Here is a 15,220-nt window from a genome sequence, read left to right as displayed (position 1 = left end):
CTCCAATCAGGAAAGGCAGAGCAATGAACAAGCTCATGTGGCGAGCGCTGTGCACAGCAGCGGTCGCGGGCGGCCTGTGGGCCGCAGGCACTGGCATCGCCAGTGCGACAGAGACCGAGGGCGCAGACGGCCTCGGTGCAGGGAACCAGGCGGTGGTGGATGTCTCGCTGCCGGTGACGATCAGCGGCACATCCCTCGGTCTGCTCGGCGATGCCGAGTCGACGGATGCGCACACGACGTCGGACTCGTCGGCGGAAGCGCCGTCGGCCGGCGTCTCGACCTCCGGGATCGGCGGCGTGCTCTCGGGCACGACGGCGCTCGTGGACGTCGACCTGCCGGTGACGATCGCAGGCAATGCGGTCGGCGTGCTCGGCGACGCGACGAGCGAGGGCTCGACCGCGACGACGAGCTCAGGCGGCGGCGACGCCGCGGCGGCATCGACGTCCGGTGATGACAGCGTGCTGAGCGGCACCCAGCTGCTCGGCGACGTCTCGGTGCCGGTGAACATCTCGGGCAACGCGGTCGCGGTGCTGGGCGATGCGACGAGCACCGACTCGAGCAGCACCGCGTCGACCGGGGATGCAGGAGCGAGCGCTCCTGCTGCCACCTCGGGTGACGACGGTGTCGGCAGCGGCACGCAGGAGGTCTACGACGTCGCAGCGCCCGTGATCACGGGCGGCAATGCTGTCGGTGTGGGCGGTGACGCGCACAGCGAGGGCTCGTCGGCTGAGGCGATGACGGGCTCCGGTTCGTCGGATGCGCCGGTGACCTCGGGAGACGACAGCCTGCTGGGTGGTTCGCAGGTGGTGGCTGATGTCGTGGCGCCCATCGTCGCTGGCGGCAACGCTGTCGGCGTCGTCGGTGACGCGACGAGCACCGGTTCGGACGCTGGGGCGATGACGGGCTCCGGTTCGTCGGATGCTGCCGAGTCGACCTCCGGTGACGGCAGCCTGCTGGGTGGCACGCAGGTGGTGGCTGATGTCGTGGCGCCCATCGTCGCTGGCGGCAACGCTGTCGGCGTCGTCGGTGACGCGACGAGCACCGGTTCGGACGCTGGGGCGATGACGGGCTCCGGTTCGTCGGATGCTCCGTCGACCTCCGGTGACGACAGCCTGCTGGGTGGCACGCAGGTGGTCGCTGATGTCGTGGCGCCCATCGTCGTTGGTGGCAACGCTGTCGGCGTCGTCGGTGACGCGACGAGCACCGGTTCGGACGCTGGGGCGATGACGGGCTCCGGTTCGTCGGATGCTGCCGAGTCGACCTCGGGTGATGACAGCCTGCTGGGTGGTTCGCAGGTGGTCGCTGATGTGGTTGCGCCGATCGTCGCTGGCGGCAACGCTGTCGGCGTCGTCGGTGACGCGACGAGCACCGGTTCGGACGCTGGCGCGATGACGGGCTCCGGTTCGTCGGATGCTCCGTCGACCTCCGGTGATGACAGCCTGCTGGGTGGCACGCAGGTGGTCGCTGATGTCGTGGCGCCGATCGTCGCTGGCGGCAACGCTGTCGGCGTCGTCGGTGACGCGACGAGCACCGGTTCGGACGCTGGCGCGACGACGGGCTCCGGCTCGTCGGATGCTCCGTCGACCTCCGGTGACGACAGCCTGCTGGGCGGTCTGCAGACCGTCATCGAGGCCGCGGTTCCCGTGGCTGTCGGTGGCAACGCGATCGCCGTGCTGGGCGACGCGACGAGCGAGGGGTCCACGGTCGACTCCTCCGCGACCACTGGGTCGGGCAACGGCTCGACCTCCGGTGACGACGGGCTGCTCTCGGGCCTGCTCGGCAGCATCGGCGTCTCGGTGCCGGTGAACGTCTCCTGCAACGCGATCGGCCTCATCGGCGATGCGTCGTCGAGCGACTGCAGCGCGGTGACGGGCCCGGGAACCCCAGGTGAGCCGGGTACCCCGGGTGAGCCGGGTACCCCGGGTGAGCCGGGTACCCCGGGTGAGCCTGGTACCCCGGGTGAGCCTGGTACGCCTGGTGAGCCTGGTACGCCGGGTGACCCGGGTACCCCGGGTACCCCGGGTACCCCGGGTACCCCGGGTACCCCGGGTACCCCGGGTACCCCGGGTAAGCCTGGTACGCCGGGTGAGCCGGGTACCCCGGGTGAGCCTGGTACGCCGGGTGAGCCGGGTACGCCGGGCACCCCGGGTGAGCCGGGAACCCCCGGCCAGCCGGGCACCCCTGGCGAGCCGAACATGCCCGGTGAGCCCAGCACTCCGGGCGACGACGGCAAGGCCGACCTCCCGGTGATCGACCGCCCGGCGGACGACGGGGCGAACCCGTCGGCCGCGGGCGGCTCGGCGGCGATGCTGCCGCAGACGGGCGCGGAGCACTCCGCAGCCCTGCTGATGGCGCTCGGTCTGCTGGCGCTCGGTGCACTGCTGATGCTGGGCGCACGTCGCGTCCGCAGCATGCAGTGATGTGCAGGGAGGTGCGGGGCGCGTACGACAGCGTCCCGCACCTCCGCATGCCCGCGTGCGGTGCAGGCTGATCGCGACACACCGCATCCGCTTGACTGCGTTCGAACGTGTGTTCGATCATGGATGCATGGCAGAGCAGACGATGGAGCGGGGCGCGCAGTCGCGCGCCACCCCGCAGCGCGACAGCCGCATCGGCGTGCTGCGCGTGCCCGACTGGGCGGTCGTCGTCGCGCGCCAGACCGGCGCGCTGCCCGCTGGCGGCGAGGCCGGCGTGCCGGGCGCGATCACCCACGCGCTGCGGGTCGTCGCCTGCGACGCAGGGGCTCGAGCCGATGGCGTGCGGGTCGGCATGCGGGTGCGCGACGCGCAGTCGGCCTCGCCCATGCTCGCGCTCGCGCCCGCCGACCCGGTGGGCGAGGCGCTCGCCTTCGAGCAGGTCGTGCGCGCGGTGCTCGCGGTCGTGCCCGCCGCGCAGCCCATCGGCGACGGGGCGTTGGCGTTCCGGATGCGGGGGGCCAGCAGGTTCTACGGCTCGGAGCCGCGCGCGATCGAGGCGGTGCGCTCGGCGCTCGCGGCGCTGGGGCTGACGGCGGCGTTCGGCGTCGCCGATGATCGCTTCACCGCCGAGCTCGCCGCGGCCGCAGACACGATCGTGCCCGAGGGGCGCAGCCAGGAGTTCCTGAGCGCGCTGCCCGTCGGGGTGCTGGGCGACGATGAGCTGCCGGGCATGCTGCACCGGCTCGGCGTGCACACGCTGGGCGACTTCGCGCAGCTGCCGGAGGCGAGCATCCGCGATCGCTTCGGCGCCGCGGGGCTCATCGCCCTCTCCCGTGCTCGCGGGCTCGACGACCGCCGCGTCGACGAGGCGGGGCTGGGGGAGGAGCGCGTGCTGCGGCTCGTGTTCGAGCCCGGCATCGAGGGCGTGGCAGAGCTGGCGCTCGCGGTGCGCGAGCCGGTCGAGCGCTTCGTGCGGCAGCTGGCCGAGCAGCGGCTCGTGTGCAGCGAGATCCGCATCCTGCTGCGCGCCGAGGAGGGGCGGGTGAGCGAGCGCCTCTGGCGGCAGCCTGGCTTCCTGCGCGCGAGCGACATCGTCGACCGGATGCGCTGGCAGCTCGCCGAGAGCGACCTCGGCTCGGCGCTCGTCGAGGTCGAGGCGCTGCCAGAGCGGCTCGACGCCGACACCGAGCACATGCCGGGGCTGTGGGGCGGCGGCGACATCGACGACCGCACGAAGCACGCGCTCGAGCGGCTGCAGAGCATGCTGGGGCGCGAGGCAGTGCTCACCGCGGCGACCGGCGGCGGCAGGCTGCTGGCCGAGCGCGGCGTGCTCACCCCGTGGGGCGACGCCGCACCGCCGCAGCCGGTCGGACCCTGGCCGGGCGCGCTGCCCGCACCGCGGCCCTCCGTCGTCTTCCGCCCGCCGCTGCCGGTGCTGCTCGTCGATGCCGCCGGTCTCGCCGTCGAGCCCAGCGCGCTCGACGTGCGCGAGGCATCCCCCGCCGTCTTCTCGCCGCCCGCCGCGCCGCGGCGGCGGGTGGTGACGTGGGCGGGGCCGTGGCCGATCAGGCGGCGCGAGCTCGGCGACGTCGTGCACCGGCTGCAGCTGCTCGACGGCGAGGGCGAGGCCTGGGTACTGCTGCACGCCGACGGCGCCTGGCTCGCCGAGGGCCGTTATGCGTGAGGGGCGCAGCACGCCGGCGACCGTCAACCGGCATGGAGGGGGTTCGACCGGATAGCCCGGTCGAACCACCGGGAGACCGGTTGAAGAACGGCGGATGAGGCGGACGAGGCAGGCGCAGGCAGGCGCAGGCAGGCGCAGGCAGGCGCAGCAGCAGGGGAAGGGGGAGCGATGGCCGGCTGGAACAACCCGGCGATGCCGTGGCGCGAGCTCGAGGGCATCCTCAGCGACCGCGACGTCGGGGCGGGCAAGACCCCGCGCGCCGAGGAGCTCGACGAGGCGCGGCGCCCGCGCATCCGCGTGCCGAGCGCCTCGACGCCCTACGCCGAGCTGCACGCCCACTCGCACTACTCCTTCCTCGACGGCGCCTCGAGCCCGGCAGAGCTCGTGAACGAGGCGCGCAGGCTCGGCCTCGAGGCGCTCGCGCTCGTCGACCACGACGGGCTCTACGGCGCGGTGCGCTTCGCCGAGGCCGCCGCAGAGGCGCAGCTGCCCACCGTCTTCGGCACCGAGTTCTCGCTCGGCCTCGAGACCCCGCAGCACGGCATCCCCGACCCCGACGGCAGCCACCTCGTCGCACTCGCGACCGGCCCGACGGGCTACTCGGCGCTCGCCTCGGCGCTCACCGACGGCTACCTCTCGACCGACAGCCGCGGCCGGCCGGGCGAGAAGGGGCGGCCCATCTTCGAGCTCGAGCGGCTCGCCGAGACCGCGCGCGGCGAGTGGATGATCCTGTCGGGCTGCCGCAAGGGCACCGTGCGCCAGGCGCTCGACCGCTTCGGTGCCGACGCAGACGGGGCGGATGCCGCCGGTCACGAGCTCGACCGGCTCGCGTCGCTCTTCGGTCGGGATCGCGTCGTGGTCGAGCTGAGCGACATCGGCGACCCGCGCGACCACGAGCGCAACCGGGTGCTCGCCGACCTCGCCGAGCGCCGCGGGCTGCCGATGATCGCGACCACCAACGCCCACATCGCGAGCCCCGCCCGGCAGCAGCTCGGCGACGCGGTCGCGGCCGTGCGCGCCCGCCGCTCGATCGACGAGCTCGACGCCTGGCTGCCCGCCGGCGGCGTGCCGTCGCTGCGCTCGGGCGCCGTCATGGCCCGTCGCTTCCGCGCGTTCCCCGGCGCCGTCGACACGGCCGCGGCGCTCGGGCGCGACCTCGCCTTCGACCTGCGCGCCGCATCCCCCGCCCTGCCGAAGACCGAGGTGCCACCGGGGCACACCCCCATGAGCTGGCTGCGGGCGCTCGTCGACGAGCGGCTGCCGCGCGTCTACGACACCGGCGCAGACGGCGCACCCAGCCCCTCGGTGCGGGGGCGGCTCGACCACGAGCTGCGCCTCATCGACGAGAAGGGCTTCGCCGGCTACTTCCTCATCGTGTTCGAGATCGCCGAGTTCGCCCACAGCCGCGGCATCCTCTGCCAGGGCCGCGGCTCGGCCGTCGCGAGCGCCGTCTGCTTCATCCTCGGCATCACCGCCGTCGACCCCATCCGCTACGACCTGCCCTTCGAGCGCTTCATCTCGATGATGCGCACCGAGGAGCCCGACATCGACATCGACTTCGACGCCGACCGGCGCGAAGAGGTGATCCAGCACGTCTACGAGCGCTACGGCCGCCGCAACGCCGCGCAGGTCGCCAACGTCATCACCTACCGCCCGAAGTCGGCGGTGCGCGACGCGGCGAAGGCGCTCGGCTATGCCGTCGGGCAGCAGAACGCCTGGTCGAAGTCGGTCGAGTCCTACTCGCGCATCGACGAGGACAGCGGCATCCCCGAGCCGGTCGCGCTGCTCGCCGGCGAGTTCCTGCACGCGCCCCGCCACCTCGGCATCCACTCGGGTGGCATGGTGCTCACCGAGCAGCCCGTCGGCACGGTCTGCCCCATCGAGCCCGCGCGCATGGAGCATCGCACGGTGCTGCAGTGGGACAAGGACGACTGCGAGTGGATGGGCCTGGTGAAGTTCGACCTGCTGGGCCTCGGCATGCTCGGCGCCATGTCGCACACCCTCGAGCTCGCGCGCGAGCACCTCGGCGAGGAGTGGTCGATCGGGTCGATCCCCGCCGAGGAGGCGGGGGTCTACGACATGCTGTGCGAGGCGGATGCGGTGGGCGTGTTCCAGGTCGAGTCGCGCGCGCAGATGGCCACCCTCCCGCGGCTGAAGCCGCGCAGCTTCTACGACCTGGTGATCGAGATCGCGCTCATCCGCCCCGGCCCCATCCAGGGCGGTGCGGTGCACCCCTACATCCGCCGCCGCACCGGTGCCGAGCCGGTGACCTATCCGCACGCGCTGCTCGTGCCGGTCCTCGAGCGCACCCTCGGGGTGCCGCTGTTCCAGGAGCAGCTGATGCAGATGTCGGTCGCGGTCGGCGGCTTCGACGCCGGCGAGGCCGACCAGCTGCGCCGCGCGATCGGCTCGAAGCGATCGCGGGAGCGCATCGAGGCGCTCAAGGCGAAGCTCTTCGCGGGCATGGCCGCGAACGGTGTGGACGACGAGACGGCCGAGTCGATCTACCGCAAGATCGAGGCCTTCGCGGGCTTCGGCTTCGCCGAGTCGCACTCGCTCGCGTTCGGCAAGCTCGTCTACTCCTCGTCGTGGCTCAAGCTGCACTACCCGGCGGCGTTCCTCGCTGGGCTGCTGCGCAGCCAGCCCATGGGGTTCTGGTCCCCGCAGACGCTCGTGAAGGATGCCTCGAGGCACGGCGTCGAGACGCTGCGCCCCGACGTGGCGCGGTCGGGCATCGTCGCTGGCCTCGAGCGGCACGGCGAGCGCAGGCCAGGCGTCGACGCGTGCCTCGAGCGGGAGCAGCCGCCCGTGCCGAAGGTCGCGACAGAGACGCTCGCGATGCGCGACCGGCATCGGCGCGACGCGGGCTTCGCCGTGCGGATGGGGCTCACGAGCGTCGCGGGCGTGGGCGAGGCGGCCGCCGAGCGCATCGTCGCCGCGCGCGAGGCGGCGCCGCTGCGCGACATCCACGACCTCGCGCGCCGCGCCGACCTCGACCGCGGCGAGCTCGAGGCGCTCGCGACCGCTGGCGCGCTCGAGGGGCTGGGCGTCAGCCGGCGGGAGGGGCTGTGGCTCGCGGGCCCCGCGTCGGCGGAGCGCGAGGATCAGCTCGAGGGCTCGCAGCTGGTCATCCAGCCGCCGCTGCTGCCGATGCTGTCGGCCTCCGAGCAGGTGGCGCTCGACATCTGGTCGACGGGTGTCGCGACGGATGATCATCCGGTGCGGCACGCGCGCGCGATGCTCGACGGCCGCGGCGTGCTGCCGATCGCGGCGCTCGCTGAGGCAGAGCCCGGCCGGCGCGTGCAGGCGGCGGGCGTCGTCACGCACCGGCAGCGGCCGAGCACGGCGCAGGGCGTCACCTTCATGAACCTCGAGGACGAGACGGGCATGCTGAACGTCATCATCTCGAAGGGGCTGTGGGCGCACTCGCGGCAGGTCGCGCGGCACTCGCCAGCGCTCATCGTGCAAGGCATGCTGCAGCGGACGCCCGAGGGGGTCATCGCGCTGCTCGCCGATCGGCTCGAGCGCTTCGAGGTGCCGAGCTCGGGGTCGCGCGACTTCCGCTAGGCGGGCTCAGCTGGCGACGGGTCGCTGAGCCGGTGCGTGCCGCAGGCGCTCACCGTGTCGAAGCGTGGTCGCTGAGCCGGTGCGTGCCGCAGGCGCTCACCGTGTCGAAGCGCGGTCGCTGAGCCGGTGCGTGCCGCAGGCGCTCACCGTGTCGAAGCGTGCGCCCGTCACACCACCGATACCCTGCGGTGCTGCGTGGTCGGCATCCCCCGCACATCGGAGGCGAACCCATGTTCTCGAGCACTGTCACCCAGTACTGGCTGCCCCTGTCTGCGGATGCCACACCCGTCTCGAACGGCGAGCTCGGCGTGGTCGTCGACGAGACCCTGCCGCAGAATCGGCGCCTGGCGGTGCTCGAGCCCACCGACGGTGCCGGCATCGTCTCCGCCACTCCTTCGATCGCGCGCGCGCTCGGCCTCGTGCACGGCGGCACCGTCGGCTCGGCGCAGCTCGCGGCGGCGCTGCAGCGGGCGGACCTCTCGCTGCACGGCGCCGATGCGCTCTTCTACCTGCCCGCCGAGGGGCATGAGCTGCTCGTGCAGGCGACCGCGCCGTCACACGTGCGGCAGCTCACCGTCGCCGACGCGACGGCCTTCGCGGCGTTCGAGCGAGAGGCCCCCGAGAGCGACCTCGACGACGCCTTCGTCGAGCTCGATCACTGGCTCGTGTTCGGCGCCTTCGTGGAGGACGAGCTCGCATGCGCCGCCAGCATGTACCCGTGGCCCGAGACGGCGCTCGCCGACCTGGGGGTGCTGACGCTGCCGCGATTCCGGGGCCGCGGACTCGCCCGGCAGACGGTGCGGGCGATGAGCGCCCATGCGCTCTCGCTCGGCTACGAGCCGCAGTACCGCTGCCAGCTCGACAACGGAGCCTCCATCGCGCTCGCGCGCTCGGCGGGGCTGGCGTGCTTCGGCACGTGGGACGTCGTCGCCGAGCCTGACGAGGACTAGACCTGCGGCTCGCTGAGCCGGTGCGCTCCGCAGGCGCTCATCGTGTCGAAGCGCGCCACACCCCGACGACCTCGAGCCGCGCGTCGAGCGCCACGAGATCGGCTCGGGCACCCACCCGGATGCGGCCGAGGTCGTCGCGACCCACTGCATTCGCCGGTGCTCGCGTCGCCGCATCGACGGCGACCTCGAAGGGCACGCCGGCAGCGACGAGCACCCGCACCGCCCGGTCGAGCGTGAGCGTCGAGCCGGCGATCGTGCCATCTGCCGCCAGGCGCGGCAGCCCGCCCACGACCCGCACGTCGAGCGCACCGATGCGGTAGTCGCCGTCGGGCATGCCCGCGGCCGCCATCGCGTCGGTGACGAGCGCGATGCGGCCCGGCGCCGAGCGCAGCAGCAGCGCGAGCATCTCGGGGGCGACGTGGTGGCCGTCGGCGATCGCCTCGAGCGTCACGCGCTCGTCGAGGAGCGCTGCAGCCAGCGGGCCAGGGGCGCGGTGGTGCAACGGCGGCATGGCGTTGCAGGCGTGCGTCAGGAGCGTCGCGCCAGCATCGAACGCGGCGCGAGCGGTGGCTGCATCGGCGCCCGTGTGGCCGACGGCGACGCGCGCGCCCGCATCTGCGAAGCTGCCGATCGCGTCGAGCGCCCCGGGCAGCTCGGGCGCGATCGTGACCTGCAGGATGCGGCCCTCGCCGGCGTCGAGCAGCTGCTCGACCGCATCGGGCGTCGGCGCGCGCAGCGCCGAGGCGTCGTGGGCGCCGCGGTGGCTGTCGGCGAGGAACGGGCCCTCGAGGTGGATGCCGAGCAGCGATGGGTCGACCGCACAGCGACGGGCGGCGGCGGCGACGCGCGGCAGCAGCTCGTCGAGCGGAGCCGTCACGAGCGAGACCGCCCTGCTGGTGCTGCCGCGCTCGCCGTGGAAGCGGTCGACGGCCTCCCAGTCGGGTGCCCCGTCGTCGAACGCCGAGCCGCCGCCGCCGTGGCAGTGCAGGTCGACGAAGCCGGGCACGAGCGTGACGCCTCGCAGCTCGAGATCGGGGGCGCGCGGCGGCGCTCCCTGCCCGACTGCGGTGATGATGCCGTCTGCCGTCTCGACCCACGCATCCGGCACCAGGACGCCCTCGGCCAGAGCCCGGTCGACCGTCAGCAGCATGCGCTCCGTCACGCTCGTCAGCCTACGCGGAGGACGCAGAGGGCCCGCCTCGAGCAGCACTCGAGCACGGGCCCCTGCGGCCGATCAGGATCCGATCAGCAGCTCGTGCGCCAGGCCTCCGGGTGCAGCGAGGGAAGGCCGCCGACGTTGTAGACAGCCGTCGGGGCGAGCTTCGCGATCTGCTCCTCCACCGAGAGCAGCACGCAGCTGCGCACCGCGAGCACCACCGGGGCGCTGTGCGCACCGGCGACCATGGAGGCCGAGAGCGCATCGGGGAAGTTCTGCCCCGATGCGACGGCGATCGCCTGCTCGTCGCCCGGCGTGATGTAGGCGTCGATCAGCATGGCGTTGGTCGCGTAGCGGTCGGAGCCGGCGATGCGGGTGACCGTCGCCCCCGTCGCGCGGTAGGCGCGCAACGCGGTGTCCGAGACCGAGGGCTGTCCGCCCAGCACGGTCGCCGACTCGATGCCCAGTGACTCGAACGCCTCGAGCGTCGCCTCGTCGGATCGATCGCGCGGCGTGAGCAGCACGGGGATGTCGCCCAGCGCTGCAGCCGTGCCGCTGGCAGAGACGGCGTCGGCGAACACCTGGCCACTGGCGACGAACGCGGTGGTGGCGTCGCCGAAGTAGCGCTCGGCCAGCTCGGCCGCCGTCTGGTAGCGGTTGGCACCCGCGATGCGCTCGACGGTCGCGCCGGGCACGATGTCGAGCACCTGCGCGACGACGGCGGGCGAGATCGAGGGGGCGCCGCCGACGATCGTGACGGTCGAGGGCTGCAGGCGCTCGAGCTCCTCGGCCGTCGCGGTGGGCAGCACCGAGGCGCGCGTCAGCAGGAGGCTCGCGTCGACGCTCGCCGCCGCGGGGCCTGCGGCCAGCGCATCCGGGAACAGCTCGCCGGAGGCCAGCAGCACGTCGGTGCCAGCCGCGAAGGTGGCGCGCGAGGTCTCGGCGTTCGTCTCGAAGCGGTTCGCGCCGGCGTAGGTCTCGACCACCGTCTCGGTCGGCGGGGCGGCCTCGAGCGCGAGCCCGATCACGACGGCATCGTGGTCGCTCGACCGGTAGGGGTCGGGTGCGAAGAGCGCATCCTGCGCGTCGGCCTTGAAGGCCATCGCATAGTCGATGATGCTCGGCTCGTCCGCGTTCGCGTGCCATGCGGCGGCGCCCACGACGTGCGGCTGCAGCGCCTGATCGGCCAGACCGTAGTCGAGGTAGCCGAGCAGACCGTCGAAGACGTAGGTGTAGGCCTCCTCGCCCTGGAACTGCTCGAGCAGGTCGCTCCAGCCTGCGGCCTCGAGCGTGGTGATCGGATCCTCGTGGTCGTAGGAGTTCAGGTCGCCGATGATGAGCGAGCCGTCAGCCTCCACACCGGTGGGCTCGCTCGCCATCCAGTCGGCGAGCGCGGCCGCGGCATCCGTGCGCACCTCGTTGCAGTTGCCCTGCTCGGGCGTGCCGGTGTCGCCCTCGCACGCCGAGCCCTTGGACTTCAGGTGGTTGACGGCGACGGTGATGACGCGGTCGGTCGCGGTGTCGACGAACGACTGCGCGATCGCGGGGCGGTTGGCCGAGGTGTCGAAGCGCGCGTCGACGGTCTCGTCGAGCACGGCGTGCTCGCCCTCGGGGGTGACGAGGGCGGGCTGGTAGAGCAGTGCGGTCGTGATCTCGTCCGTGCCGACGGTGCCGGTGTCGATGCCCGCCCAACGAGCCGAGCCGTCGTCGTTCGGACCGGCGGCCTCGTTGAGCGCGGCGACCAGCGCATCCAGCGCCTCGCCGTCGTTGTTCTCGATCTCGTTCACACCGATGATGGCGGAGTCGAGCTCGGTGAGGGCGGCGACGATCTTCGCCTCCTGGCGCGCGAGCTCTTCAGCGGTCTGCGCGCCGCGGCTGCCGAGCGTCGTGAAGTAGTTGAGCACGTTGAACGAGGTCACCTCGAGCGTCGCGCCGGCGATCTCGGGTGCCGGTCCGCGGCTGTTGACCGACGTGAAGGTGCCCGCCTCGGTCGGCTGCAGACGCCAGAGGTCGAAGCGGTAGTCGAGCACACCGGTGATGCCGGTGATGAGGTCGCCTCCGCGGAAGGTGTTCTCGAGCGTGAACTCCTCGAGGTTGCCGGGGTGGATGGCCGGGTCGGCGTTCTGCGCCGTGCGGCTGTCGTCGATGGTGAGGCGGTTCATCGCGTTGGCCTCTCGGATCGCTGCCGCCTCGGGGGACCCCGGCGCCGCGACGGCGGTGGGCTGCATCTGGCGCTCCGTGCCGACGACGACCTCGCCGTAGCGGCCGTAGTTGAAGTACTCGAGGATCGCGAGATCCTGCGGCAGCGTGACGAGCATGCTCTCGTAGCGCTCGTGGTCGTCGATCGGCAGCTCGAGCTCGGTCGCGGCCGGCATCGCGCCCTCGCCGCAGGCGAGCACGGTGGCGCTCGAGAGCTGCGTCATGCCGAAGTGCTCGCCCGCGACGCCGCTGACGGTCACCGCGTCGCCCTCGGCGACCTCCGCTGCACCGGGTGCGTAGACGAAGATGCCGTCGCTCGTCGCGGCGTCGCCGTCGCCGGCGTCCTGCACGGTGAAGCCGTTGAAGCCTCCGACCTGCCAGTCGCCCACGACCGTGCCGCGCACGACCACGGTCTGGCCGGCGAGCGGGGTCGCCTCGCCGCTGCCCTGCACGGCGCCGATCGCCATCGCCTGCGACTCGCAGCTGAGGTCGATGTTCGCCGAGGACTCGTCGATGACCGGATGGTCAGCCGCCATCGCCGGCGTCGCGACCAGGCCGGCGAGGGCGAGGGACGCGATGGTGGCGGTGCCGAGCATGGTGCGTGCGCGCATGGTTCCACTCCGTTGAGGTGCAGGGACACTGCCGACGGTAGTGAAGGCCACCCACGGCGCGCCCGGGGCCTCAGTTGAACATCGGGTGACGAACGGCGCAAGGGTCGCGACCCTTCGACGCGCTCAGCGCCCTGCCGGCGCGGAGCGGCTCAGGGAACGTGGGTCGCTGAGCCGGTGCGCGCCGGATGCGCACACCGTGCCGAAGCGGAGGTCAGCGGAAGATGATGGTGCGCTGCCCGTCGAGCAGCACGCGATCCTCGGCGAACCACTGCACCGCGCGCGACAGCGTGCGCGACTCCTCGTCCTGCCCGATCGCGATCAGCTGGGCGGGGGAGTGCGCGTGATCGACGCGCACGACGTTCTGCTCGATGATCGGGCCCTCATCGAGGTCGCTCGTCACGAAGTGGGCCGTCGCGCCGATGAGCTTGACGCCGCGCGCGTGCGCCTGCCGATAGGGGTTGGCGCCCTTGAAGCCCGGCAGGAAGGAGTGGTGGATGTTGATCAGTCGCCCGGCGAGCGCGTCGCACAGCTCGGGGGAGAGGATCTGCATGTATCGGGCGAGCACGACGAGCTCGATGCCCTCCGCCTCGACGACCTCGAGGATCCGGCGCTCGAACGCGGCCTTCGATCCAGCGTCGACGACTGGCGAGTGCTCGAAGGGCACGTCGTAGAAGGAGGCGAGCGAACCGAGCTCCGCGTGGTTCGACATGACGAGCGGGATGTCGACGGAGAGCTGCCCCGCGCGCTGCCGGAAGAGCATGTCGTTGAGGCAGTGCGCAGCCTTCGACACCAATACGAGCGTCTTGAGTGGCCGGCCGACGTCGTCGAGCTGCCACTGCATGCCGTAGCGCTCGACGATCGGTGCGAGCCGCGACTCGAAGTCGGTGCGCTCGGCGTCGGCCTCGACCTGCAGCCGCATGAAGAAGCGGTCGGTGTCGGCAGAGGAGAACTGCTGCGACTCGGTGATGTTGCCGCCGCTGGCGACGATCGCACCGGAGATGGCGTGCACGATGCCCGGCCGGTCCTCGCAGACGAACGACAGGATCCAGTGGTTGCTCACCCGGTCGAGTCTAGGAGGGGGCGAGCCCGGCCGACTGCTCGTGCGAGCGGAGCGTCGCGCGCACCTCGTCGAGGAAGGCGTCGACCTCCCCGGCCGCATAGCCCTCGCGGAACCGCGTGGTCGCGAATCGCGCGGCGGCGACGTCGTCGGAGAGGAGCTCGATCGCTGCACCGTCGCCCTCGAGGTATCCGCGGAGCGTCAGCACGATGCGATCCAGGTAGTCGTCCACCTCGTCGGCCTCATAGCCCGGCGCGAACCGCGTCATCGAGAAGTGCTTCGTCACGATCTCCTGCGGTGTCAGCATGCGCCGATCCTAGGGCGGGCGGCGCCAGCACTAGGCTTGCGCCGCACCATGTCAGCCCCCACCGCACCCCACGCATCCGCCGCCCGGTCCTTCCCGATGGCGCCGCTGCTCGTGCTCGCGCTGGCGATCTTCACCAACATCTCCGTCGAGATGCTGCCCATGGGGCTGCTGCTGCCGATGAGCCGCGAGCTCGCCGTGAGCGAGAGCGCCATCGGCCTGCTGGTGACGATCTTCGCGTTCACGGTCGTCGCCTCGTCGACCACGCTCATCCGCCTCACGCGCCGCGTGCCCAGGCACCTGCTCGTGCTCACCGTGCTCGCGGTCTTCGCCGTCAGCTGCTTCGGCTCGGCGCTGGCGCCGACCTACGAGTGGATGATCGCCTTCCGCGTGCTCGGCGGCCTCGCACACGGTGTCTTCTGGACGGTCGTGGGCGCGTACGCCGCCTACCTCGTGCCGCCCCACCAGCTCGCGCGCGCCGTCGCGCTCACCTCAGCGGGCGGCTCCTTCGCCTACGTGCTCGGCCTGCCGCTGGCCACCCTGCTCGGGCAGGTGATCGGATGGCGCTGGTCGTTCGCGCTCTTCGGTGCCGTCTGCATCGTGGTCGCCGTGGCCGTCTGGCGGATGCTGCCGCCCGTCGATCACCTGCGGGACCAGGCGACCACCTCCACGGGATCCATCGCGCTGCCGAGCCCCGAGCCGGGGAAGAGCCTGCGCGGCGTGGCGCTCGCGATCATCTCGACCACGCTCGTGATGCTCGGCCACTACGCGCTGTACACCTACATCTCGCCCTTCCTCGTGCAGCACGCGGGGGTGCCCGAGTCGTGGCTCTCGGGCGCGCTGCTCGGCTACGGCGTCGTCGGCATCGTCGCGGTGCTCGCGATCGCGCTCTGGCTCGGCAAGCGCCCCACCGCGTCGACGCTCGCGATGATGCTCGCCGGCATCGTGGCGATGGTGCTGCTGGGCCTCTCGCAGCTCGCGCTGCTCACGATCGCCGCGGTGCTGGTGTGGGCCTTCGCGCTCGGCGCCCTGCCGGCGCTGCTGCAGACGAGGCAGCTGCAGGCGACGCCCGAGCGGCTGCTGCAGCAGGCCACCGCCTGGTACACGACGGGCTTCAACGTCGGCATCGGTGCCGGCGCGCTGCTGGGCGCGCTCGTGCTCGACTCGATCGGCGTCGCGTTCCTGCCCTGGGCGCTGTGCGCCGGGCTCGTCGTCGCCCTCGTGCTCGTCGCGGTCGACGCGGCGCTGCACCGCCGCGACCTCACGGCCCGCTGA

Annotated in this window: 9 protein-coding genes; 5 read left to right on the top strand and 4 right to left on the bottom strand. The window is 72.6% G+C overall.

The window, feature by feature from the left end; translation table 11 throughout:
- Positions 1-23 precede the first annotated feature (23 nt).
- From BQ6202_RS15050 to BQ6202_RS00265, 4 genes are all read left to right on the top strand, one after another.
- Complete coding sequence (locus tag BQ6202_RS15050; protein ID WP_143143600.1) at positions 24-2,420, top strand: beta strand repeat-containing protein; 2,397 nt, start codon at positions 24-26, stop codon at positions 2,418-2,420.
- 127 nt (positions 2,421-2,547) lie between these two features.
- Positions 2,548-4,101, top strand: a complete 1,554-nt coding sequence (locus BQ6202_RS00275; protein ID WP_083586768.1) for a DNA polymerase Y family protein — start codon at positions 2,548-2,550, stop codon at positions 4,099-4,101.
- A 168-nt stretch (positions 4,102-4,269) separates the two neighbouring features.
- Positions 4,270-7,668 carry an error-prone DNA polymerase gene (locus BQ6202_RS00270; RefSeq protein WP_072312688.1) on the top strand — a complete coding sequence of 1,133 codons (3,399 nt, stop codon included), beginning with the start codon at positions 4,270-4,272 and terminating at the stop codon, positions 7,666-7,668.
- Between the two features lie 230 nt (positions 7,669-7,898).
- Entirely contained in the window at positions 7,899-8,618 is a 720-nt protein-coding gene (locus BQ6202_RS00265; RefSeq protein ID WP_072312687.1) for a GNAT family N-acetyltransferase, read from the top strand.
- A gap of 37 nt (positions 8,619-8,655) precedes the next feature.
- Here the strand turns inward: BQ6202_RS00265 and nagA are convergent, their stop codons facing one another.
- From nagA to BQ6202_RS00245, 4 genes are all read right to left on the bottom strand, one after another.
- Entirely contained in the window at positions 8,656-9,780 is a 1,125-nt protein-coding gene (gene nagA / locus BQ6202_RS00260) for an N-acetylglucosamine-6-phosphate deacetylase (RefSeq protein WP_234946076.1), read from the bottom strand.
- Positions 9,781-9,863: 83 nt separating this feature from the next.
- Positions 9,864-12,584, bottom strand: a complete 2,721-nt coding sequence (locus tag BQ6202_RS00255; protein WP_072312686.1) for an ExeM/NucH family extracellular endonuclease — start codon at positions 12,582-12,584, stop codon at positions 9,864-9,866.
- 211 nt (positions 12,585-12,795) lie between these two features.
- Entirely contained in the window at positions 12,796-13,644 is an 849-nt protein-coding gene (purU, locus tag BQ6202_RS00250) for a formyltetrahydrofolate deformylase (protein WP_072312685.1), read from the bottom strand.
- 10 nt (positions 13,645-13,654) lie between these two features.
- On the bottom strand, positions 13,655-13,948 hold the full coding sequence (locus tag BQ6202_RS00245; RefSeq protein WP_072312684.1) for a DivIVA domain-containing protein: 294 nt from the start codon (positions 13,946-13,948) through the stop codon (positions 13,655-13,657).
- A gap of 48 nt (positions 13,949-13,996) precedes the next feature.
- On the opposite strand from BQ6202_RS00245, the gene BQ6202_RS00240 reads away from it, so the two are divergent.
- Positions 13,997-15,220 (top strand): MFS transporter, encoded by a 1,224-nt coding sequence (locus BQ6202_RS00240; protein WP_072312683.1) that lies wholly within the window; start codon positions 13,997-13,999, stop codon positions 15,218-15,220.

Source organism: Agrococcus sp. Marseille-P2731, assembly GCF_900117395.1.
GTDB lineage: Bacteria > Actinomycetota > Actinomycetes > Actinomycetales > Microbacteriaceae > Agrococcus.
This window is presented reverse-complemented; position numbering and strand designations above follow the sequence as displayed.

Coding starts and splice junctions, on each gene's coding strand:
- BQ6202_RS00240 (WP_072312683.1), top strand. CDS start 13,997: ATGTCAGCCCCCACCGCACCCCACGCATCCGCCGCCCGGTCCTTCCCG.
- BQ6202_RS00265 (WP_072312687.1), top strand. CDS start 7,899: ATGTTCTCGAGCACTGTCACCCAGTACTGGCTGCCCCTGTCTGCGGAT.
- BQ6202_RS15050 (WP_143143600.1), top strand. CDS start 24: ATGAACAAGCTCATGTGGCGAGCGCTGTGCACAGCAGCGGTCGCGGGC.
- BQ6202_RS00245 (WP_072312684.1), bottom strand. CDS start 13,948: ATGCTGACACCGCAGGAGATCGTGACGAAGCACTTCTCGATGACGCGG.
- BQ6202_RS00270 (WP_072312688.1), top strand. CDS start 4,270: ATGGCCGGCTGGAACAACCCGGCGATGCCGTGGCGCGAGCTCGAGGGC.
- BQ6202_RS00255 (WP_072312686.1), bottom strand. CDS start 12,584: ATGCGCGCACGCACCATGCTCGGCACCGCCACCATCGCGTCCCTCGCC.
- BQ6202_RS00275 (WP_083586768.1), top strand. CDS start 2,548: ATGGCAGAGCAGACGATGGAGCGGGGCGCGCAGTCGCGCGCCACCCCG.